The organism is Rhodopseudomonas palustris, from assembly GCF_034479375.1.
Taxonomy (GTDB): Bacteria; Pseudomonadota; Alphaproteobacteria; order Rhizobiales; family Xanthobacteraceae; genus Rhodopseudomonas; species Rhodopseudomonas palustris_M.
Genome location: NZ_CP140155.1, coordinates 414,667 through 438,513, shown reverse-complemented (window position 1 = coordinate 438,513; position 23,847 = coordinate 414,667). Strand labels below are relative to the sequence as shown.

Annotated in this window: 14 protein-coding genes and 1 pseudogene; 5 read left to right on the top strand and 10 right to left on the bottom strand. The window is 66.2% G+C overall.

The window, feature by feature from the left end; genetic code table 11:
• Window positions 1-31: 31 nt before the first annotated feature.
• From SR870_RS01930 to SR870_RS01900, 7 genes are all read right to left on the bottom strand, one after another.
• Window positions 32-307: a hypothetical protein gene (locus SR870_RS01930; RefSeq protein WP_322516368.1), complete on the bottom strand. Its 276-nt coding sequence runs from the start codon at window positions 305-307 to the stop codon at window positions 32-34.
• Between the two features lie 221 nt (window positions 308-528).
• Window positions 529-3,651: a CusA/CzcA family heavy metal efflux RND transporter gene (locus SR870_RS01925; protein ID WP_322516367.1), complete on the bottom strand. Its 3,123-nt coding sequence runs from the start codon at window positions 3,649-3,651 to the stop codon at window positions 529-531.
• Between the two features lie 216 nt (window positions 3,652-3,867).
• Window positions 3,868-5,109 carry an efflux RND transporter periplasmic adaptor subunit gene (locus SR870_RS01920; RefSeq protein ID WP_322516366.1) on the bottom strand — a complete coding sequence of 414 codons (1,242 nt, stop codon included), beginning with the start codon at window positions 5,107-5,109 and terminating at the stop codon, window positions 3,868-3,870.
• Between the two features lie 285 nt (window positions 5,110-5,394).
• Window positions 5,395-6,792, bottom strand: a complete 1,398-nt coding sequence (locus SR870_RS01915; protein WP_322516365.1) for a CoA transferase — start codon at window positions 6,790-6,792, stop codon at window positions 5,395-5,397.
• A 295-nt stretch (window positions 6,793-7,087) separates the two neighbouring features.
• Complete coding sequence (locus SR870_RS01910; RefSeq protein WP_322516364.1) at window positions 7,088-10,594, bottom strand: error-prone DNA polymerase; 3,507 nt, start codon at window positions 10,592-10,594, stop codon at window positions 7,088-7,090.
• Between the two features lie 153 nt (window positions 10,595-10,747).
• On the bottom strand, window positions 10,748-12,343 hold the full coding sequence (locus SR870_RS01905; protein ID WP_322516363.1) for a DNA polymerase Y family protein: 1,596 nt from the start codon (window positions 12,341-12,343) through the stop codon (window positions 10,748-10,750).
• Window positions 12,234-13,016, bottom strand: coding sequence for a DNA repair protein (locus SR870_RS01900; protein ID WP_322516362.1), 783 nt, complete (start codon window positions 13,014-13,016; stop codon window positions 12,234-12,236). The genes SR870_RS01905 and SR870_RS01900 overlap by 110 nt, the downstream gene beginning before the upstream one ends.
• Window positions 13,017-13,182: 166 nt before the next feature.
• On the opposite strand from SR870_RS01900, the gene SR870_RS01895 reads away from it, so the two are divergent.
• From SR870_RS01895 to SR870_RS01880, 4 genes are all read left to right on the top strand, one after another.
• Window positions 13,183-14,433 (top strand): putative DNA modification/repair radical SAM protein, encoded by a 1,251-nt coding sequence (locus SR870_RS01895; RefSeq protein ID WP_322516361.1) that lies wholly within the window; start codon window positions 13,183-13,185, stop codon window positions 14,431-14,433.
• 169 nt (window positions 14,434-14,602) lie between these two features.
• A complete protein-coding gene (locus SR870_RS01890; RefSeq protein WP_322516360.1) occupies window positions 14,603-16,075 on the top strand; it encodes a UdgX family uracil-DNA binding protein in 1,473 nt (490 codons plus the stop codon).
• Window positions 16,076-16,345: 270 nt separating this feature from the next.
• Entirely contained in the window at window positions 16,346-17,581 is a 1,236-nt protein-coding gene (locus SR870_RS01885; RefSeq protein ID WP_322516359.1) for an ABC transporter substrate-binding protein, read from the top strand.
• A gap of 171 nt (window positions 17,582-17,752) precedes the next feature.
• Window positions 17,753-19,033, top strand: a complete 1,281-nt coding sequence (locus SR870_RS01880; RefSeq protein WP_322516358.1) for a glycerate kinase type-2 family protein — start codon at window positions 17,753-17,755, stop codon at window positions 19,031-19,033.
• 129 nt (window positions 19,034-19,162) lie between these two features.
• Here the strand turns inward: SR870_RS01880 and SR870_RS01875 are convergent, their stop codons facing one another.
• On the bottom strand, window positions 19,163-20,749 hold the full coding sequence (locus SR870_RS01875) for an adenylate/guanylate cyclase domain-containing protein (protein ID WP_322516357.1): 1,587 nt from the start codon (window positions 20,747-20,749) through the stop codon (window positions 19,163-19,165).
• Between the two features lie 135 nt (window positions 20,750-20,884).
• Window positions 20,885-21,463 (bottom strand): DUF3124 domain-containing protein, encoded by a 579-nt coding sequence (locus SR870_RS01870; protein WP_322516356.1) that lies wholly within the window; start codon window positions 21,461-21,463, stop codon window positions 20,885-20,887.
• Window positions 21,464-21,511: 48 nt separating this feature from the next.
• Here SR870_RS01870 and SR870_RS01865 point away from each other — a divergent pair, with 48 nt between their 5' ends.
• Window positions 21,512-23,236, top strand: coding sequence for a cation:proton antiporter (locus SR870_RS01865; RefSeq protein ID WP_322516355.1), 1,725 nt, complete (start codon window positions 21,512-21,514; stop codon window positions 23,234-23,236).
• A 10-nt stretch (window positions 23,237-23,246) separates the two neighbouring features.
• Here the strand turns inward: SR870_RS01865 and SR870_RS01860 are convergent.
• A pseudogene (locus tag SR870_RS01860) lies at window positions 23,247-23,761 on the bottom strand (MarR family winged helix-turn-helix transcriptional regulator).
• Window positions 23,762-23,847: the final 86 nt, after the last annotated feature.

Sequence of the window (23,847 nt, the reverse complement as noted above, 5' to 3'; positions counted from 1 at the left end):
ACCTCGTTCAGATATCGCTCAATGCACTTTCTCAGTGCGCCTTGGCGTGGTTGGCTGCCTGCGCGACGACGGGCCGCGGGCTGAAACCATCGAGGGTTTCACGCTGGCTGCCGACGGCACGTGCGTTGATCTGATCTGGCGGGAACGTCGGGCTGTGGGTCGCGGTCACCGCCTCGACACGGTCGCCGAGCGCCCGGCCGGTCTCGACGCAGATGAAATGCTGCTGCGAGCAGGCGAGACAAAAGACCGGCTCGTAGGTCAGCCGCTCTCTGCCCGCCACTTCATCGGCGAGCCAGGTCTGAGTCATCAGACCGTTTTGCGGACATCGGTATACCAATAATCGAGCCATGGTTGCATCGTGCCACGACCTTCACGCGACCGGCTTGACGCAAGTCAATCGGCGGATGCGTTCAAATGACGCGACAGGCGCGTCATCGCAATGCAACAAAGCAGTTCCCTCTGATTTTGCTGCTGTTCCGAAAACAGGGAACCGCGGCCGCTCGCGCAACTACGAGGCCGGCTAAGTAATCATCCGAGCCGGCGACGCGAGAAATAGGAGATCAGCACCGGCAATGTGACGAGAATCACGACGGGGGCGAGCACCATCCCGGTGACGACCACGACCGCCAGCGGCTTCTGGACCTGCGAGCCGATGCCGCTCGACACCGCGGCCGGCAACAACCCGACACCCGCCACGACACAAGTCATCAACACCGGCCGCATCTGCAATTCACCGGTTCGGAGGATCGCACGGACCCGGTCGAGGCCCTGATCAATCAGTTGGTTGTACTGGGACAGAATGATGATGCCGTCCATCACGGCGATGCCGAACAACGCAATGAAGCCGATCGCGGCCGACACGCTGAACGGGATCCCGGTCACCAGCAGGCCGAGCACGCCGCCGAAGATCGCCATCGGAATCACGCTCATCGCCAGCAGCGTGTCGGTGAACGATCCGAAATTGAAGAACAGCAGCACGCCGATCAAAACCAGACTGATCGGCACCACGATCGACAGCCGCTTGATCGCATCCTGCAGATTGCCGAACTCGCCGACCCATTCGGCACGCGCCCCCGGGGGCAACTGGACCTGCGCCGCGACCTTGTCCTGCGCCTCCTTGATGGCGCTGCCGAGATCGCGCTCGCGCACCGAGAACTTGATCGGCAGATAGCGCTCCTGGTTCTCGCGATAGATGTAGGCAGCGCCCGAGACGAGCTGGATCGAGGCGACTTCGCTGAGCGGAATCTGCGTGATACCGTTCGGCCCCTGCACGCCGATCCGCAGATTGTGGATCGCCTCGGCGCTCTTGCGATATTCCGGCGCGAGACGAACGATGATCGGAAAATGCCGGTCGCTGCCGGGTTCGTAGAGATCGCCAGCACTGTCGCCGCCGATCGCGACCCGGATGGTGGCGTTGATGTCGCCGGGCGTCAGCCCGTAGCGCGCGGCGCGGGCGCGGTCGACGTCGATCTGGATGGTCGGCTGGCCGAGCGAGGTGAACACCGCCAGATCGGTCACGCCTTGCACCGTCGACAGCACCGCCTTGATCTTGTTGGCGGTGTCGGTCAGCGCCTGAAGATCGTTGCCGTACAGCTTGATCGAGTTTTCGCCCTTCACGCCGGACACCGCTTCCGAGACGTTGTCCTGCAGATATTGCGAGAAGTTGAACTCGACGCCGGGGAATCTGTCCTGGAGCTGCTTCAGCATCCGCGCGGTGAGATCGTCCTTGTCCTTCGACCCCGGCCATTGCGACACCGGCTTCAGCGGCGCGAAGAACTCGGCGTTGAACAGGCCGGCGGCGTCGGTACCGTCATCGGGCCTGCCATGCTGCGACACCACCGACTCGACTTCAGGAAAGGTCGCGATCAGCTTGCGCATCTGGTTGACGTAGCCGTTGCCCTCGGCGAGCGAGATCGTCGGCGGCAGCGTCGCCCGCACCCACAGATTGCCCTCCTCCAGCTTGGGCAGGAATTCGAGGCCGAGAAAGCGCGTCGCGATCACCGTCATCACCACCAGCCCGACCGCGCCGGCCATCACCAGCCGCCGGTTCGCCACCGCCCAGGCGAGCAGAGGCGTGTAGACGCGATGCAGCCAGCGCATCAGCAACGTCTCGGTCTCCTTCACATGCGCCGGCAGGATGATCGCAGACAGCGCCGGCGTCACGGTGAAGGTGGCGAGCAGGCCGCCGGCCAGCGCGTAGGCATAGGTCTTCGCCATCGGGCTGAAGATGTTGCCCTCGACGCCGGACAGCGTGAACAGCGGCAGGAACGCCGCAATGATGATGGCGGCGGCGAAGAAGATCGAACGCGACACGTCAGCGGCGGCCGACAGGATGGCGTGGCTCTTCATCCCCATGACGGTCTCGGCCGAGATCTGGCTGAGTTCCTCCGTCGACAATTCGGTCGTATGCGACAGTCGGCGGAAGATCGCCTCGACCATGATCACCGTCGCGTCGACGATCAGGCCGAAATCGATCGCGCCGACCGACAGCAGATTGGCCGACTCGCCGCGCAGCACCAGGATGATCACCGCGAAGAACAGCGCGAACGGAATCGTCGCGCCGACGATCAGCGCGCTGCGCAGGTCGCCGAGAAACACCCATTGCAGGAACACGATCAGCAGGATGCCGACCACCATGTTGTGCAGCACCGTGTGGGTCGTTGTGTCGATCAGGTCCTTGCGGTCGTAGATCCGTTCGATTCGCACGCCCGGCGGCAGCACGCCGGAGGCGTTGATCGCCTTCACCGTCTGCTCGACACGCGCGATCGTCGGCGAACTCTTTTCGCCACGCCGCATCAGCACGATGCCCTGGACGATGTCGTCGTCCTGGTTCATGCCGGCGATGCCGAGCCGCGGCTTCTCGCCGACGCTGACCTTGGCGATGTCCCGGATCAGCACCGGATTGCCGCCGCTCGACGCCACCATGGTGCTGCCGAGATCGTCGATCGAGCGGATCAGCCCGACGCCGCGCACCACCGCGGACTGCGCGCCGATATCGACGGTGTTGCCGCCGACATTGATGTTGGAATTGGACACCGCCTGCAGCACCTGCGGCAGCGTCAGGCCGTTGGCGACCAGCTTGTTGAAATCGACCTGGACCTCATAGGTCTTGGTCTTGCCGCCCCAGCCGGTGACGTCGATCACCCCGGGCACCGCACGGAAGCGGCGCTGCAGCACCCAGTCTTGCAGCGTCTTGAGATCGAGCACGCTGTAACCGGGCGGGCCGACCAGCCGGTAGCGGAAAATCTCGCCGATCGGGCTGAGCGGCGAGATTCCCGGCTGCGCGTTGCCAGGCAGCGGCGCCAGTTGCGACAGCCGGTTCAGCACCTGCTGCAGCGCCTCGTCATAGGTGTAGTCGAACGAGAATTGCAGTTTGACGTCGGACAGGCCGTACAGCGAGATGGTGCGGATCGTCTTGAGGTTCTTGATGCCGGCGACCTGGGCCTCGATCGGAATGGTGATGTAGCGCTCGACCTCCTCGGCCGACAGCCCGGCGCTCTGCGTGACGATGTCGACCATCGGCGGGGTCGGATCGGGATAGGCCTCGATGTTCAGCTGCTTGAAGGCTACCGTCCCGCCGGCGATCACCAGCAGGAACATCGCGACCATCAGAAAACGGCGGTTGACGGCGAGGGCAACGAGGCGACCCATCCGGATCGGACCTTTCAGGCAGGCAGGCGGGCGCGAAGCGCGGCGGGTGGTGCGACCTTCCTCTCCCCCATCGCCACGCGCCGTTCAAATGAACTCTGCGACAGGCGACCAAGAAATTGCATTCTTCTCGGCTGAGAAGACGAAGGATCGGTCCAGGAAGGGAAGGGAAACGAAGAGAAGCAGTCGTCGTATCTTCGCGGGCAGCGCCCGCAAACCTCAACCGGTCGCAGCGCGGTCGATGAACAAGGCGCCCTTGGTCACGATCTTATCGCCCGGCTGCAGATTGCCGATCACTTCGACCAGATTGCCCGCGGTGAGTCCCGGCTTGATGGTGCGCAGTTCGATCGAGCGGTCGTCGCGCGCGACCCAGACCCTGACCTGATCGCCTTCGTAGATCAGCGCGGTGCGCGGCACGCCGACCGCGGGATGGTCGGAGGCCGAATAGATCGTGACGTTGGCGAACATTTCCGGCTTCAGCGCGCCGTCCGGGTTGTCGATGGTGGCGCGGACCATCAGCCGGCGGGTGGCGGGGTCGATCGCGGCGGCGACGTAGTTGACACGCCCGGTAAGGGTGCGGCCCGGCAAAGCCAGCACCTGGAAGCTGACGTCCTGACCGACCTCGACGTCTGCGGCCTCGGATTCGCGGACGAAAGCGGTGAGCCACACCGTCGACAGGTCGCCGATCACGAACACCGGGTCGCTGGCGCCGGCGTTGACGTATTGTCCGGGTCCGATCTTGCGTTGCACCACGGTGCCGGCGATCGGCGCGTAGATCGTGGTCTCCGGATTGATCTTGCCCTTGTCCTGAAACGCCGTGATCGCGCTCTCAGTGAGGCCGAGGATCCGCAGCCGGTTGCGAGCGGCCTCGAGCGCCGTGGTCGCCGACTGCATGTCGTTCTGCGTACTGGTCAGCGTCGCCTGCGCCTGCTGATAATCCTTCAGCGGCACCGCCTTGCCGTCGAACAAGTCGCGCGCGCGCTTGTCCTGAAACTGCGCCAGTTCGAGCTGCGACTTCGCCTTGTTCAGCGCGGTGGCGGCGACGATGAAATCGTTCTGCGCCTGCACCGTGTCCGGCGCCTCGATCGTGAACAACGGCTGGCCCTGCGCGACATGGTCGCCGGGGCGCGCCAGCAGCTTCGTCACGCGGCCGGCATAGGGCGAGAATACCGGGGTCGAGCGATCCTCGTCGATTGCGATCTTGCCTTCGGTGACATGCTCGGCGCGAAAGCTGAAATCGCTCACCTTTTCGATGGTGAGGCTCGCCCATTCCGCCGCGCTCGGCGTGTAGCGATCGGCGCTGCGACGCGACTGGCTGGAGATCTCCGAATGAACCTCGGTAGCCGCGAAGCGATCCGCGACGATGGAACCGGCCACAGCGACACCGACGGCCAAGCAGCCTGACAGCACCAGCCACTTCCGCGACACACGTCCCAGTCTTCGCGCTACGTGTTTCAACATGGGCCTGATCACCGCGTTGCCTCCCGGCGACTGGTAGTGCCGAACTATGACACGCTAACCACAAAAGCGGACCGACGTCAGCCCAGATGAATTCTGCGGCGCAACATCCCGTTCGCGACGGACGGCCAGGATATCGTTTCGTAGAGGCCGGAATCTGAACGCAGCATTAATGCTCGCTTTGTCTGCTGACAATCTCCGTCATTAGTGAACAGCAGCCGAGGGTCGGTTGATCGATTACTCCTGCGCAACCCTCGAGACGCACACCTCGACCGCTCACCCTCGTCGTCAGCCCCGGGCGGGCCAGCCTGGTGGATCGGTGCCGAGCGGCACCGCGGGTCGCGCCCAATGCGCCGGCGTCCCGGACAGGATCGCGGCGTGACGCACAGCCGTCAGCGTCCCGAATCCGGAGGGCACATCGTCGAGAAAGCCGGCCGCCAGATCGGGCGTAATGTCCGGTGCAGCGAGGCCTTGCACCAGTCGCCCCATCTCCCACAGCCATTTGCCGGTGCGGGCGAGCGACACCTGGACGTGCCAGCTCCCGCCTTCGCGGGCCTGCCGGGCCTTGGCGATCATCGCGCCGAGCGCCATCAGATAGCCGGTGGCGTGATCGAGAATCTGCATCGGCAATTCCTTCGGCCCCTCGACCCCGGCCGCCTGCCCTTCGGCATGGTTGAAGCCGGTCGTGCATTGCACCAGCGAGTCGAAGCCGCGCCGCGTCGCCCAGGGTCCGTTGCGACCATAGGCAGAGAGCGAGACGTAGACGATGCCCGGATTGATCGCAGCGGCGTCCTCCGGCGAGAAGCCGAGCGCCGCCAGCGATTGCGGGCGATAGCCCTGAGAGAAGACGTCCGCTTCGGCGAGCAGATCGCGCAACGCAGCGTGGCCCTGCTGGGTCGTCAGGTCGGCGCAGCTCGACAGCTTGCCGCGGCCGGTGTCGATCACCAGCCAGGGGATCGACGGCAGCTCGGGACTCGACACCAGCATCACGTCTGCGCCATGCGCCGCCAGTGTGCGGCCGGCGACCGGGCCGGCGATCACCCGCGACAGATCGAGCACGCGCAGGCCCGCGAGCGGCCGCTCGCCCGCCGGCCATGGTTTTGGCGCGGCGTCCCCGATCCTGGTGATTTCCACGAGCGGCAACGCATCCAGCGCGGCGGCCTGCGGCAGCGCCTGCCATTCGTCGCGCGAACGCATCAGCGCCACGACGCCGCCGGCCTGGTAGGACGCAGTCTCGAACGCCTCTCCGTCCCATTCCGACAGCGCCGCCTGCACCGCGGCGCGCTCCGGCGCGCAGGCGAGCACCTTGCAGACGGCATCGCGATGATGCGGAAAATTGGTGTGCAGCCGGACGAAACGGCCGTTCTTCACCTGGTACACGCCGGCGATCGGATCCCACATCGGCGGCGGCGGTTCGCCGTCGCGGCGCAGATAGCGTTCGGAGCGGCACTCGATCGCGGCGTGGCGCATATCGACGCTGACGCTCTGTGATTGTCCGCTGCGCATCCGCCAGATCTCCGCCGCAGCGAGCCCGCTCGCGGCGATCGACACTTGCGCCGCCGCATCGACCCGAAACGACGACGGCAATTGCGGCTCGTCGCCGGTGAGCGTGACGGCATCGAGCGCGGCAGCATCGCCGCCGACGGAGGTCCACAGTTCAGCGAGCAGATCGCGGGGAGATGGCATCGTGTGATTTCCTCCGGCTGACTGAGGGCGACGCTGAGACGATCGCTCTCCACACTGTCAGCGTCATACGCGGGCTTGACCCGCGTATCCATCGTCTTCGGAATGATGGATTGCCGGGTCAAGCCCGGCAATGACGAAGGACAGCCAAGCAACACATAGCCCCGTCTCGCAGCGTCATCCTGAGGCGCCGCCGCGCAGCGGCGGCCTCGAAGGATGGGTCGCTTGGTGGTCGTCAGCATCCTTCGAGGCTCGCTGCGCTCGCACCTCGGGATGACGATCGTTGCGTTGCGAGTCCTCAATGGAAATCCCGCGACGGCGGCAGGATGCGGACGTCGCGGGGGTGGCGCAGGCGCTGGGCGGGCGCGTCGGGGTTGTCGCGGCGGTCGCCGTTCAGCGGCTCATACAACTCGGCGGCGGGCGACAGCGGCGGCCGCGCCGCGAGATCGTCCGATAGCCGCGCCATGTCGTGAGAGCGGTCGATCAGTCGCTCGGCGACCAGATGCACCACGCCTTCGGGGCTCGCCTGAATCTTGCCTTCGACCAGGATCAGCCGCGCGCCCATCACTTCCTTGCGGAATTTCTCCATCACCGCCGGCCACACCACGATGTTGGCGATGCCGGTCTCGTCCTCGATCGTCATGAAGATCACGCCGTTGGCGCTGCCCGGCCGCTGCCGCACCAGCACCACGCCGGCGCAGCGCAGCCGCCGGCCGCTGCTGCGCATTCCCGAGACATTGCGGCAGGTGACGACGCGCTCCGCCGCGAACAAGGCTCGCAAAAATTCCATCGGATGGCCCTTCAGCGACAGCCGCACGGTCTGATAGTCGGCGACCACGTGCTCGGCCATCGGCATCTGCGGCAACGGCGCAGTATGTTCATCCTGCTGTTCCTGCGCGCGCGCGGCTTCGAACAGCGGCAACGGCACGTCGTCGGGCAGCCGCCGCACCGCCCATAGCGCCGCGCGCCGATCGAGCCCGAGCGAGCGGAACGCGTCGGCATCCGCCAGCAGGATCAGCGCCCGCTTCGACAGCGCGGTCGATCGCGCGAACTGTTCGAGCGAACCGAACGGCGCCCTCGCCCGCGCCGCGACGATCCGCGCCGCCCAGTCGTCGCTCGGCGCCTCGCCGGCTTCGCGCCGCACCCGCTCCTCGTCCGGATCGGCCCAGCGGAAGCCGTCGATCATCCGGAAGCCGAGCCGCACCGCGTGATGTTCGCCGCAGCGCTCCTCCAGCGTGCACTGGCCGTCGCTGAACGAGACGTCGACCGGCCGCACCTCGACTTTGTTGGCACGCGCATCGCCGACGATCTGCGCCGGCGCGTAGAAACCCATCGGCTGCGAATTCAGCAGCGCACAACAGAACGCGTCTGGATGCTCGCATTTCATCCACGCCGAGACATAGACCAGCTTGGCGAAGCTGGCGGCATGGCTTTCCGGAAAGCCGTAAGAGCCGAAGCCCTTGATCTGTTCGAAGCAGTTCTTGGCGAAGGTGGCGTCGTAGCCGCGCGCCATCAGATTGCCGACCATCTTGGCCTCGAACTTGCCGATGGTGCCGACATTGCGAAACGTCGCCATCGCGCGGCGGAGCTGATTGGCCTCGTCCGGCGTGAAATGCGCGGCCTCGATCGCGATCCGCATTGCCTGCTCCTGGAACAGCGGCACGCCGAGCGTCTTGCCGAGGATCTGCCGCAGCTCGTTCTTGTCGCCGGCCTCGCCCGACGGCGACGGATACACCACCGGCTCCTGGCCGTTCCGCCGCCGCAAATACGGATGCACCATGTCTCCCTGGATCGGGCCGGGCCGCACGATCGCGACTTCGATGACGAGGTCGTAGAAGCAGCGCGGCTTCAGCCGCGGCAGCATGTTCATCTGCGCCCGGCTCTCGACCTGGAACACGCCGATCGATTCGCCGCGCTGGAGCATCCGGTAGACGTTATTGTCGTCCACAGACTTGATATCGGAGAGTTGGAAGCGCACGCCCTTGTGCTGCGCGATCAGATCAAAACCCTTGCGGATGCAGGTCAGCATGCCGAGCGCCAGCACGTCGACCTTCATCATTTTCACCGCGTCGATGTCGTCCTTGTCCCATTCGATGAAGGTGCGATCCTCCATCGCGGCGTTGCCGATCGGCACGTAGCTGTCGAGCCGATCCTGGGTCAGCACATAGCCGCCGACATGCTGCGACAGATGCCGCGGAAAGCCGATCAGCTCGGTGGCGAGCTCGACCGCGCGCACGATCATCGGATTGGCGGGATCGAGCCCGGCCTGGCGCACCTGCATCTCGTTGAGGCCCTTGCCCCAGCTTCCCCACACCGTGTCGGCGAGCGCCGCGGTGACGTCTTCGGACAGCCCCAGCGCCTTGCCGACGTCGCGGATCGCCGAGCGTGGCCGATAATGGATCACGGTGGAGACGATCGCGGCGCGGTGGCGGCCGTAGCGGCGATAGATGTACTGCATCACCTCTTCGCGGCGCGAATGTTCGAAATCGACGTCGATGTCCGGCGGCTCGTCGCGCTCCTCGGAGACGAAGCGCTCGAACAGCAGGTCGATCTCGGTCGGATCGACGCAAGTGATGCCGAGCACGTAGCACACCGCGGAATTCGCCGCCGAGCCGCGGCCCTGGCACAGGATGTTCTGCGACCGCGCATAGCGGACGATGTCGTGCACGGTAAGGAAGTAATGCGCGTAGTCGCGCCGCGCGATGAGGGTCAATTCCTTGTCGATGGTGGCGCGCAGTCTGTCGCTGATGCCGTTCGGAAAATATTCGGCGATGCCCTGCTCGGTCAGGTCGCGCAGATGCTGTTGCGCGGTCTTGCCGGGCGGCACCGGCTCGTCGGGATAGTGATATTGGAGTTCGTCCAGCGTGAACGAGATGCGGTCCGCGAAGCGCAGCGTCTCGGCGATCGCATCGGGATCGGTGCGAAACAGCCGCATCATCTCGGCGGCGGGCTTGAGATGCCGCTCGGCATTGCCTTCCAGGCGCCGGCCGACCTTGTCGATCGTGGTTTTCTCGCGCACGCAGGTCAGCACGTCCTGCAACGCGCGCCGCGACGGATGGTGATACAGCACGTCGTTGGTGGCGATGCCCGGCACTTTGGCCGCCGCCGCGATCCGCCGTAGCCGGGCGAGCCGCCGCCTGTCGTCACCGCGATAATACGGCGCGAGGCCGAGCCAGACGCTGCCGCTGCCGCTGCCGCTGTTCAGCGCCGTCAACCGCTCCAACGCTTCGGCAATTCTTTTTGATTGAAACCGATATGACGGCATCAGGACTAACAGGATCTGCGATGGATCACTCTTGCGCCTCCCCTCGTCATGCCCGGGCTTGACCCGGGCATCCACGGACACCAGCACGGCCTCGCTTGAGGACGTGGATGGCCGGGACGAGCCCGGCCATGACGAAAGCGATGGCTGATGGATAGCGATCGGAGGTTGGTGGATAAAAGCCTCCAGATCCGCAACCGTCAGATGGCACTCGCCCTTCCCGGCGCGCAGCTTGCCGGTGCTGAGCAGGCGACAGAGACGGCCATAGGCGGCGCGGTCGGTCGGATAGGCCAGCAGGTCGGGGGTGCCGTCGGTGAAGCACAGCCGTGCGCCGATCAGCAGTTTCGGCTTATAAGCGAGGTCCTCATTGTCGAGTTCGCTGTAGGCGCGGACCACGCCGGCCAGGGTGTTGCGATCGGCGATGCCGATCGCGTACAGCCCGAGCCGGCTCGCTTCATGGACATAGTCCTGCGGATGCGAGCCGCCCTCGAGGAACGAGAAATTGGTGGTGACGCCGATCTCGGCGTAGCGCGGCGCGCTCATTGGCGTCTCGTCTCAGAAATTAAGTGACAACTCCGTCATTGCGAGCGAAGCGAAGCAATCCAGAAGCCCCGTACACGGAGCTTCTGGATTGCTTCGTCGGCTTCGCCTCCTCGCAATGACGGGGAGAGGCTGTGCAACACATTCGCCTGTCCCTCATGCGAACAGGCCGTGCATGTACCAGCGCGGCTGGCCGCTGCCGTCCGGCTGCGGCAGTACTTCGACGCCGTAGAGGCCGTCGCGATACAGCCAGAATCGTGACCCGGCCTCGTCCTCGATCCGGAAGTAATCGCGGGTGAGCCCAGGCTGCGCCGCGCGCCACCACTCCATCGCGATCCGCTCCGGCCCCTCGGCGCGCGCGACGCGATGGGTGACGCGCCGCCAGGTGAATTGCGCCGGCGGGCCGTCCGGCACGCCCGCCAGCACCTCGATCGGCTCCGGCGGCTGCAGCAGGCGCAGCGGCCGCAGCGGCGGCTCGTCGGAACGCGCCGGCCACGGCGCATCGCCAGCGTCCGGCGGGCAATGCTGCACCGGCACGGCGAGCGCCGCGCGCTCCGGAATATGGGTGTCCCGCGGCAGATAACGCACCACCCGCTTTGCTCCGAGCCGCGCCGACAAGGTATCGGCCAGCGCAACCACGTCCTCGGCCTGATGCGCATGGGTGTCGAAACCACGCTGCGCCTCGGCGATGGCAACGCACTGGTTCGCGGCGAGGCGGATCAGGTCGAAGCCGAAGCCGGGATCCAGCGGGTCCGCCAGCACGTCGAGCCGTTCCGCAAACAGCCGCTGGACGACCTCGACCCGCGTCACCGGCTGTCCGGCCTCGACCACAATGCTGCGCACGGCGCCATCGCTGCGGAAGAACGAGGCGGTGAGCTGCCGCGCGCCCTTGCCGCCACGCTCCATCGCCGCGATCAGCAGCCGCGCCAGCGCCAGCAGTGTCGGCAGGATCACGTCGGTGGTCGCGACCGGCTCGGGGAAGCGCTTGTCGACCACGTAGTCCGGCGCCGGCTTGCGCGGCGAAATCGGCGCGTCGTCGTCGCCGGTGGCCTGTCGCAGCACCGCGACGAAGGCTTCGCCGAACCGCGCCGCGAGTTCGGACGGCTGCCGCGCCAGCACATCGCCGATCGTCGTCAGCCCGGCGCGGCGCAGCCCGCGGACGATCGCCTCGCTGACGCCCAGCGCCGCCACCGGCAGCGGCGCGACCGCGGCGGCTTCCTCGCCCGGCGCCACGATCCTGCCCGGCGCGCCGCGGGTCAGCGCCCGCGCCGCCACGGCCGTGCCGGCGATCGCTGCGCTGACCGCAAAGCCCTGCCGTGTCAGCGCAATGGTCAGCAGGCGCATCAGTTCGGCCTCGTCGCCGAACAGATGCGCGCAGCCGGTGATGTCGAGCAGCAAGCCATCGGCGCCGTCGAACGCCACCAGCGGCGTGAAGCGGTCGCACCAGTCGGCGACGGCCGCGAGCAGCGCGGCGTCGGCATGCGGATCGTGATCGATCACGTCGAGCAAGGGATGCATCGCCCGTGCGGTGGCGAGCGGCATCCCCGGCATCAGCCCGCCCTGCGTCGCGCACGCATCGCAGGCGATCACCGCCATCGCATTGTCGCGCTTGGCGGCGACCACCCGCGGCGCGCGCGACGCTTCACCCGGCGAGCCGCCGCCCGGCGGCGATTTCCGTTCGATACGATCGGTCGGCAACCGCGGCAACCAGAGGCCGAGGATGCGTCTGCGGTTCACGGAAGCGGCACGCATCACAATTCCATTCCATGATCCAGCGGCCGGTCTGGCCGTGACGATTGCGAATGAGCGAGGTCTCGAGCACCGGCGCGCCCCACCCCTCGATCTGCGGCGAATGCGCCGCGCGCACCACCCAGCGCGTCTCCGCAGTGGAGGCTTGCGGCGTCGCAGCGATCCGCAGCATCAGCGCGGTGACGCCGGACTGCTGCGCCGCCAGCGTCAGCTTGCGCGAGGCGACCAAATCGAAGGCGCGGGTCTCGCCCCACAGTTCGGTCACCACCGCACCGAGCCCGTTGCAGGCGAGCGCATCGGCCGACGCGCGCAGCGCGCTCTCGGCGTCGTGCGCGCGCACCATCACGATGCGGCGCGGATCGAGCCCGAGTTCGGCGAAGCCCTCCATCGCCAGTTCGCCGTTTTCACGCGCGGAAAAATCCGATCGGATCCACAGCAGGAAACGCTGCTCGGCCAGCCGCCGCGCCAGCCCCGCGACGAATCCCGTCGCCGCCGCGCCGTGGCGGCCTTCCGCGAACACTTCGTGCAGCACGCCGAGCGCGAGACCGCCTTGCAGGGCGGCGTCGGCATCCGCGTGGCCAAGCGGGCCGCGCCGGACGATCTCGGCCGTCCCGCTTTCGAGCCGGTCGATGGCGCCCTGCAGGCGCGCAAGCGTGTCGAGGCGCGCGCTGGTCATGCGCCGCTCCTTCTTGGTTGCCGTTTCGAGATTCAGTGAACCCGTTGCCGGCTCATTTGTTCATGATATGTTCTAATAAAGCCCTAGCGTGGCAGGGAGTCAATCGGGATCGCTCCGAGGTCCCGCGCCAAATTTTTTCGCGAATTGAATCAAGGAGATTCGAAGTATGGACGTGCAGCGCAAGCTGGCCATTCTGGCGGATGCGGCGAAATACGACGCCTCCTGCGCCTCGAGCGGGACGGAGCAACGCGACAGCCGCGACGGCCGTGGGCTGGGCTCGACCGCGCCCGGCATGGGGATCTGCCACTCTTATGCGCCGGACGGCCGCTGCATCTCGCTCTTGAAGGTGCTGCTCACCAATGCCTGCGCCTACGACTGCCTGTACTGTGTCAACCGCGCCTCGTCGAACGTGCCGCGTGCCCGCTTCACCGTCGACGAGGTGGTGCAGCTCACGCTCGATTTCTATCGCCGCAACTACATCGAGGGGTTGTTCCTGTCGTCCGGCATCATCCGCAGCGCCGACTACACGATGGAGCAGATCGTGCACGTGGCGCAGACGCTGCGCGAACAGCATCACTTCCGCGGCTATATCCACCTCAAGACCATCCCCGAGGCCGACGACGCGCTGATCGCCAAGGCCGGCCGCTATGCCGACCGGCTCAGCATCAACATCGAGGTGCCGGAGGAGACAAGCCTCGCGGCGCTGGCGCCGGAGAAGAACGTCCGCGCCATCCGCCGTACTATGGGCCGGCTGCGGCTGAAGCTCGACGAAGCGACCGAGGCCAAGGTGGAGGCGCGTAAGGCACCCAGTCGTGCCAAGCCGCCGCGCTTCGCGCCGGCCGGCCAGAGCACGCAGATGATCGTCGGCGCGGATGCTGCGACCGATCAGACTATCCTGAACACCAGCGCCAATCTCTACGGTTCCTACAATCTCAAGCGGGTGTACTACTCGGCGTTCAGCCCGATCCCGGATTCCAGCCGCGCGCTGCCGCTGGCAGCGCCGCCGCTGATCCGCGAGCATCGGCTGTATCAGGCCGATTGGCTGATGCGGTTCTACGGCTTCGATGCGCAGGAGATCATCGATCCCGCCGCCGGCATGCTGTCGCTTGAGATGGATCCGAAGCTCGCTTGGGCGCTCCGCAACCGCGAGCGCTTCCCGCTCGACGTCAACCGCGCCAGCCGCGAAGACCTGCTGCGGGTGCCGGGCTTCGGCCGCAAGGCGGTCGACCGCATCATCGACACCCGCCGACACAGCGCGATCCGCGCCGCCGACCTGGCAAAGCTGCACATCCCAAGGAACAAGGCGTTGCCATTCATCGTTCTCCCCGACCACCGTCCGCCGCCGCATTTGCTCGACGGCGCGCAGCTGGTGGAACGGTTTCGACCGAAGGCGCAGCAACTGGGATTTGGGTTTTGAGTTCAGCAACGAAATAACAGCTTCCGTCATGCCCGGCCTTGTGCCGGGCATCCACGTTCTCGAGCGCGCCCCGCGAGGAAGACGTGGATGGCCGGGACGAGCCCGGCCATGATGCGTTGAGAGGCTATCGCCGAACTAATCAATTCAAGGGGACGAAGCCATCACCACCATGCACCGCATCCGGCTCGACAGCGACACCGACTTCGACGGCTGGCGCAAGGCGGCGCGGGAGCTGGTGCTGGCGGACGTCGCGCCGGCGGACGTGACGTGGACGGTGGCCGGCGACGAGCCGGAGCTGTTCGATGCGGCCGAGTTCGCGCCATCGGCGCCCACGCCCGCTGCGCCCGACCGCGAGAGTCCGACCTCCCCGTTCCCCACCTTCAACGTCCCCGCCCGCTTCGTCGAACTGGCGCAGACCGCGATCCTGCACCGCGATCCGCAGCGCTTCGCGTACTTGTATCAACTGCTGTGGCGGCTGCGCGCCAATCCCGAGCTGATGCAGGTGGCGACCGATCCGGATGTCGCGCGGCTGCAGACGATGGCGAAAGCGGTGCGGCGCGACGAGCACAAGATGCACGCCTTCGTCCGCTTCAGGGAGATAGGCCGCGAACCGAAGTCGCGCTACGTCGCCTGGTTCGAGCCGGAGCATCACATCGTCGCGGCCGCCGCGCCGTTCTTCGCCCGTCGTTTCGCCGACATGGAATGGTCGATTCTCACGCCCGACGCTTGCGCGCATTGGGACGGCCACAAGATCGCGATCACGCCCGGCGTGGCGAAAGCGATGGCGCCGTCGGAGGACCGGCTGGAGGAAACCTGGCTGACTTACTACGCCAGCATCTTCAATCCGGCGCGGCTGAAGACCAAAGCGATGCGGGCCGAGATGCCGAAGAAATACTGGCGCAACCTGCCCGAAGCGGCGCTGATCAGGCCGCTGATCGAACACGCCGAACGCAAGGCGCACGCGATGGTCGCGGCCGAAGCCACCGCACCGAAGAAACCGCAGCGACAGGAGCTGCCGATGATCCGAACCGAGCACACCGGCGATACGCTTGAAGCCTTGCGCGACGAGGCGCGCGACTGCCGCGCCTGCGATCTGTGGAAAGACGCCACCCAGACCGTGTTCGGCGAAGGCCCGCAGCGTGCGCGGGTAATGCTGGTCGGCGAGCAGCCCGGCGACAAGGAAGACCTCGCCGGCCACCCGTTCGTCGGCCCCGCCGGGCAGATGCTCGATCGCGCGCTGGCGGAAGCCGGGATCGATCGCGCCGAGACCTACGTCACCAACGCGGTGAAGCATTTCAAATTCGTGCCGCGCGGCAAGATTCGGCTGCATCAGAAACCGAGCACGTCGGAGATCAAGGCCTGCCGCCCTTGGTACGAGCGCGAACTCGCGACGATCAAACCGCTGCTGGTGGTGGCGATGGGCGCCACGGCGGCGCAGAGCGTGCTCGGCAAGATCACCCCGATCAACAAGAACCGCGGCCATCTGATCGACCGCGACGACGGCCCACCGGTGCTGGTGACGGTGCATCCCTCCTACCTGCTCCGCCTCCCGGACGCCGACGCCAGGCAACGCGAATACGCCCGCTTCGTCGACGATATCAAGCTGGTCGCAACGCATCTGAAGAAGGCGCATGCGGCATAGCTGCACGGCGCGCTCCCTCGCCCAGCGCTCGCGGGGAGAGGTGAACGCCACTGCACCGTCGCGCCCGCCGCGCATATCCTGCTCAATTGCTCAGGACGTATGCAACACGCCGGTGACACTTTCCATTCGACGGAACGGGCGAGAATTTCGGTAACCGTCGCAACCTCTGCGGGTTGAGCAACGCTCGCGAACCGGCTAACCCATTCCCGCACTGCTGCACTGCAGAGCAGCGCCTGCAGCAAGACCAACAACAACCAACGAGGAATCCAGATGTCGGCCCTCTCCCGTTCGATCGCCACCCTGGCGGCCGCCGCCCTGCTGTCCGCCGCGAGCGGCCAGGCCATGGCGCAGAAGAAATACGGCCCCGGCGCCAGCGACACCGAAGTCAAGATCGGCAACATCGTGCCTTACTCGGGCCCGGCGTCGGCCTATGGCAGCGTCGGCAAGGCGCAAGAAGCCTATTTCAAGATGATCAACGACAAGGGCGGCATCAACGGCCGCAAGATCGTCTACATCTCCTATGACGACGCCTATTCGCCGCCGAAATCGGTCGAGCAGACCCGCAAGCTGGTCGAGAGCGACGAGGTGCTGTTCATGTTCAGCCCGCTGGGTACGCCGTCCAACACCGCGATCCAGAAATATCTCAACGCCAAGAAGACACCGCATCTGTTCCTGGCGTCGGGCGCGACCAAGTGGAACGATCCGAAGCACTTCCCGTGGACGATGGGCTGGCTGCCGAGCTACCAGAGCGAGGGCCGGATCTACGCCAAGTATCTCCTGAAGGAGAAGCCGGACGCCAAGATCGCCGTGCTTTATCAGGGCGACGATTTCGGCAAGGACTATCTCAAGGGCCTCAAGGACGGCCTCGGCGACAAGGCCTCGCAGGTCGTGATCGAGGACAGCTACGAGCTGACCGAGCCGACCGTCGATTCCCACATCGTCAACATCAAGGCCAAGGCGCCCGACGTGCTGGTGATCTTCGCCACGCCGAAATTCGCGGCGCAGACCATCAAGAAGGTCGCCGAACTGGCGTGGAAGCCGATGATGATCGTGCCGAACGTCTCGGCCTCGACCGGGAGCGTGATGAAGCCCGCCGGCTTCGAAAACGCCCAGGGCATCATCTCGGCCTCCTACGCCAAGGACGCCACCGACAAGCAGTGGGAAAACGACCCCGGCATGAAGGCGTATTACGAGTTCATGGCGAAATACGCGCCGCAGGCCAGCCGCGCCGACAGCTCCTTCACCACCGGCTACAACATCGCCGAGACGGTCGCGGTGCTGATCAAGCAATGCGGCGACGACCTCACCCGCGCCAACGTCATGAAGCAGGCGGCCAACCTCAAGGACGTCCAGCTCGGCGTGCTGCTTCCCGGCATCAAGCTCAACACCAGCGCGACCGATTTCGCGCCGATCGAGCAATTGCAGCTGATGAAGTTCGAAGGCGAGAACTGGAAGCTGTTCGGCGACGTGATCGAAGGCGAAGTCGCCGCGCCCGCCGGCGGCTAGTTGCTCCTCCCTCGTCATTCCGGGGCACGCGCGCAAGCGCGTGAACCCGGAATCTCGAGCTGATCTGCGACAGAGATTCCGGGGTGCGCCCCTCGCGGGGCGCACCCCGGAATGACTGCCTCCGGCGCCCAGCCACTTGCCGCCCCGAGGCACGCCTGCCACAACGGGCGCATGAGCGACAAACGCGCACTCCTCCGCGCCATCTTCGACGCCGCCGTCGCGGCCGCGCATCCGGACAGCATTCTCGCCGCGCATCTGCCGTCGCTGCCGCGCGGCCGGATCATCTGCCTCGCCGCCGGCAAGGGCGCTGCCGCGATGGCCGCCGCCGCCGAACGGCACTATCTCGACACGTTGGGCCTCGCACCCTCACGCCTGACCGGCATCGCCACCACCCGCCATGGTCATCGCGTGCCGACCCGCGCCATTGACGTGATCGAGGCCGGCCATCCGATGCCCGACGCCGAAGGCCTGCGCGGCGCCGAAGCCAGCCTGAAGCGGGCGGCGACTGCCACCGCCGACGACCTGCTGCTGGTGCTGCTGTCGGGCGGCGGCTCGGCGAACTGGATCCTGCCGGCCGAGGGCGTCACGCTCGCGCAGAAGCAGCGGACCACGCGCGCGCTGCTGCGCTCCGGCGCGCCGATCGGCGAGGTCAACACCGTCCGCAAGCATCTATCGCGGATCAAGGGTGGCCGCCTCGCTGGCGCCGGCAGCAACGCCGCCGAGATCGTGACGCTGGCGATCTCCGACGTCCCCCGCGACGAGCCGTCCGCGATTGCTTCCGGGCCGACGGTGCCCGATCCGACCACGCTGGCCGACGCCCGCGCCTTGGTCGCGCGCTATCAACTCGACATCGACGACGCCGTGCGCACGGCGCTCGACGATCCGCACAACGAAAGCTGCAAGCCTGGCGACACGGCGTTCACGCGCGCGCGCTTCGCGATCATCGCACGGCCGCGGCAGTCGCTCGACGCGGCGATCAAGGTCGCGCGGGATGCCGGCTACGCAATTGCCGATCTCGGCGCCGATCTCGAAGGCGAAGCCCGCGACGTCGCCGCCGCCCACGCTCGGCTCGCGCGCGAGGCGCGCGCGGCCGGCAAGCGGCTGGCGATCCTGTCCGGCGGCGAACTCACCGTCACCGTACGCGGCAACGGCCGCGGCGGCCCCAATCAGGAATACGCGCTGGCGCTGGCGCAGCACCTGCGCGATCTGCCGGACATCGCAGCACTCGCCGCCGATACCGACGGCGCCGACGGCGGCGCCGGCAACGCCGACGATCCGGCCGGCGCGCTGATCGACGCGACCACATTCGCGAAGATCGCCCCGCTGCAACTCGACCCCGCCGCCGCTCTGGCCAACAACGACGCCACCACATTCTTCGAAAAGACCGGCGACCTGCTCGTCACCGGCCCGACGCTGACCAACGTCAACGATATTCGGGTGATTCTGGTGTGAGGCGTGCGTCGACGTCTCGACATATCCAGCCGTCATGCGCGGGCCTGACCCGCGCATCCATCCTTTTCAAAGAAGATGGATCGCCGGATCAAGTCCGGCGATGACGGCCTTTGTTGTGGATCCATCCTGCTACTCCGCCGCCTTCTCCTCCCGCCGCTCCAGCGACGACAGCGCCTGCAGCAGCACCGCGCGGACCTTGTCGCTGTCGGCGGGCGTCACCGCCGCGGCGTCGAGATAGAACTCCAGGCCCGGCATCTTCTCGATCACCACGTTCGACGCCTCGCTGCCGTCGCGCAGATGGTCGACCGCGTAGGGCACGACCTCGCGGCTGATGCCCTTCATGGTAATCGACGGCAGCGTATGTGCGGCGATGATGTCGCTGACCAGCGCGTAGGTCTCGTAGCTGATGACGATGCCGCCCGGTTCGGCGATCGCCTGCAACCGCGCGGCGAGGTTCGCTTCCGCGCCGATGATGGTGTAGTCCATCCGGTCCGCGCTGCCGAAATTGCCGACATTGCAATAGCCGGAATTGATCCCGATCCGCGCCCGGAACGGCTGCTCGATTCCGGCGGCGCGCCATTTGGCGTTGAGCTCGGCCAGGCGCCGCTGCATCGCCCAGGCCATCCGCAGACAGGCCTGCGCGTCGGCGCGGTCGCCTTTGCTCTCCGGATCGCCGAAGAAGATCAGCATCGCGTCGCCGATGAACTTGTCGATCGTGCCGCCGTGGCGATGCGCGATCTCCGACATCTCGGTGAAGTACTCGTTGAGCAATTGCGTGATCAGCTCGGGCTGCAGCCGCTCGGTGGTCGCCGTGAAGTTCTGGATGTCCGAGAAGAAGATCGTCAGCTTCTTGCGCTCGGTGTGGATCACGACGTCCTTCTGGCCGGAGAAGATGCTCTTGTAGATCTGCGGCGGGATGTAGCGCGAGATCTTCATCGACAGCGTGGCGAGGAAGTCGTTGTTGGTCTCCAGCTCCTTGTTCATCGCCACGATCTTCAGCGCCTGCCGGCGCTGCATCGCGACGAACGACACGCCCGAAACCGCGGCGAGCACCAGATAGGCCAGCAGGAACTTGAACGAGAACAGGTTGGCGGCGATCGGCTGGGTGATCGAGACTTCCTGAATGCCGCGGACGTCGCCGACCTTCCAGTCGCGCTTCGGACTCTCGGGATGCACGTTGTGGCAGGCGACGCAGGCCGGCGCCATCACCACCGGCGACACCAGCCGGACGCTGTCGTTGAACAGGTCGGCCTTGCCGGAGACGATGTTGTTGCTGGCGTCGTTGCGCAGCGCTTCGAGCGCATCCTGTTCGAAGGCATCGAGCTGATGCGGCGCACGGTTCTTGAAGGGGTAGTCGGAGACGAACCGATAGGTGATGTTGCTCTGCTGCTCGCCGATCACCTTGCCGAGTTCGAGCGACAGCGTCGCCGGAATCGGGATCGCACCCGGCACATTCTCATAATCGTGGATGACCTGAACCTGGCCGGGATGCGCCAGAATGCGGCCGACGACATTGGCCGAATAATAGTGCCGGACGCTCTTGATCACCGAATTGAGATCGGACGCCTGCCGCCGCAGTGCCGCATCGGACAGGCTGGTGAGATCGAGCCACACCGCAACCGGCAGCGCCGCCAGCAAGAGCGCAATCAGGCAGCCGGTCAGCAAGGCGCGCGACCGCAAATTCTCGTTGTCGTTCTGGTCCTTTTGCACGCTCATCCCACCCTCGCACCAGCCGGCGCAAACTAGAGGGCGCGGCGGCGGATGAGAAGCATCAACGGTGCAACGCTACCAGTATTTCTTCGCCCCTGCATGCGCAGCGGATAGGCAGCCGCAGGCGGCCTGCGCCACGAATCAATCTTTGCCGATGACCCGGATCGGCCGTCCCTGGGAAATGAAAGCATAGTGCCCGCTGGCAAAGCTCCCGAGCATCAGCGCTTCGGTCACCGGCTCGGCGATCTCGCCGACCGCCGCCCAGTCGACGACGAAATTGGCCCCGGTGCCGGCGCGGACATCGATATTGGGAACGAACGCCTCGATCGTGGCGAACGGCTTCAGCGCCACCGGCGTCTTGAGATAACTCTCCACCATCTTGCCCGAGCCGTCGAAATAGGCGACCCGGCGGATCACCAGCGGCCTGCTCTCGGACGCGTTGTGGATGCTGAGCGTGACCGAGAAATCGGCGCGCACCTTGCCCCGGCTCATCGACACGCTCGAATAGGCCGGCACATAGATCGATCCGCTGGCATTCCAGGGCTCCGGCGGCACTGCCGTCAGCGACGCCGCAAAGGTCTGTTCGATGCCCGGCCCGGCCACCTGCCCCAGTCCAGGATCGGCCCACAGCAGAATCGTGACAAAGGCCACCGCGACCCGTCGCCCGGCCCAAACCCGGTCGATCAGCCGGAGGTTCGGACTTATGTCTTTCGGACACATGACATTACCTTTAGAATGCGGCCCTGCAATTCAACGGCGGCCGAGGGTATGCACGAACTGATTCGCGACATCACGCTGTGCATCCTGTTCGCCTGGATGCTCGGACTTTCGGCGCATTTCTTCCGTCAGCCGCTGATCCTCGCCTACCTTATCGCCGGCTTCGCGATCGGTCCATTCGGCCTCGGTCTGGTGCAGTCGCAGGACTCGATCTCGGTGATTTCCGAGCTCGGCCTGATCTTCATGCTGTTCATGATCGGGCTGGAGATCGACCTGAAGAAGGTGGTGCGTGCCGGCAGTGTGATTCTGGTTGCGGCCGGTGGGCAGTTGATCGGCGGCTGTCTGCTCGGCTTCGCCTTCTTCGTCGGCATCGGCCTGTCGTTCGGCGGCGGCCAGTTCGACGCGGTGTATCTCACCGTCGCCTGCGCGCTGTCCTCCACCGTCATCATCGTCAAGGTGCTCTACGAAAAGCGCGAACTCGACACCCTGCCCGGCCGCCTCACGCTCGGCGTGCTGGTGCTGCAGGACATCTTCGCGATCCTGTTCCTCGCGGTGCAGCCCAGTCTCGCCGATCTGCAGATCGGCGTGCTGCTGCTGTCGATCGGCCGCGTCGGCGCCCTGGTCGCGACCGCCCTGGTGCTCAGCCGCTACGTGCTGCCATGGCTGTTCCACCGCATCGCGCGCACGCCGGAGCTGGTGCTGCTCGGCGCCCTGGCGTGGTGCTTCCTGATCGGCGAGATCGCCGAGCGGCTGCATCTGTCGCGCGAGATGGGTTCGCTGGTCGCCGGCGTGTCGCTGTCGACCTTCCCCTATGCGCTCGACGTCACCGCCAAGGTGACGACGCTGCGGGACTTCTTCATCACGCTGTTCTTCGTCGCCGTCGGCATGACGATCCCGATCCCGAACGGCTCGGTGATCATGCTGGCGCTGGCGATCGCCGCCTTCACCGTGGTCAGCCGTATCGTCACCACCTTCGTGCCGCTGTATCTGATGCGGCAGGGCCTGCGGGCCAGCCTGCTGCCGGCGCTGAATCTGGCGCAGATCAGCGAGTTCTCGCTGGTTGTGATCCAGACCGGCATCGTCGCCGGCCATATCCGCACCGAAACCGCGAGCGCCGCGTCGTTCGCCTTCGTGCTGCTCGCGGTGCTGTCGACCTTCGTGATGGTGCGCAGCGATCCGATCACACGCCGCGCCATTCGTTTGCTCAAAGGCCTCGGCCTGCGCGATCTCGACCATCAGGCCGAAGAGGCCGATGACGGTGCCGGCCACGGCGCGGCGCGGCGCATCGTGATCCTCGGCTTCTTCCGCGCCGCCAGCGCGCTGATCAGCGAGATCGAGCGGCAGACCCCGGAGCTGCTGAAGCAGATCAGCGTGATCGACTTCAACCCGATGGTGTATCGCACCCTCTCCGATCGCGGCATGCACGTGGTCTACGGCGATATCAGCAATGTCGACACGCTGCTGCATGCCGGCGTCGGCAAGGCCGAGATGATCATCCTCAGCGTGCCGGACTCGCTGCTGAAAGGCGCCAACAACGAGCGCCTGGTGCGCCACGTGCGCGCGCTCAATCCGACGGCGAAGATCGTCGCCACTGCGGATCTGCTGGCTGATGTTCAGGCACTGTACGCGGCCGGCGCCGACTACGTCACGGTGACGCGGATCAGCGACGCCCAGGAGCTGTTCGGCGTGATCGAGGCGGTCGAATGCGGCCTGCTGGATGACAAGCGCACCGAACTCGACGCCCGGCTCGCCGAGCGTCGCGAGGTGCTGCCGTAATCGCGCCCAGTCAGAACTCGTGCGCGATCTTGCCGAGCATCGCCAGCAGCGCGACGCGATTGTCCTCGCCGAGCAGTTCGCTGAGCCGCGCCTCGTGGCGGGTCGCGACCAGCTTCTTGGCACGCGCCAGCGTGGCGCGCCCCTTGTCGGTCAGGATCAGAATGTGCGAGCGGCGATCGCTCGGCGACCGCGTCCGCTGGCACAGCCCGCGCCCCTCCAGCGCGTCCAGCATCGCCACGAAATTCGGCCGCAGAATGCCGAGCGTGTTGGCGATCTCGGTCTGGTTGCGGCCGGGATTGTTGTCGAGCAGCAGCAGCACCGAGAACTGCGCCGGGGTGAGCTGCACCGGGGCGACGCAACGCAGGAAGTCCTCGAACACCTGAGCTGGGCCCGCTTCAGCGCGTAGCCGAGCAGCTCCGACAGTTCGCCCATCATCAGTTCGCCGGGATCGGCAGCCGGCACAGCGGGCGCTTCCTTGCGCGCGGCGCGGGGCGGCTTGGCGACGGCGGATTTCGGAGCGGTCATCGCCTGGCTCGCGGTTCTTTCGATTTCACGGCACCCGCTCAGCCGCGGGCCTTGAGCTTATAATCGATAATTGTTATGAACTATAT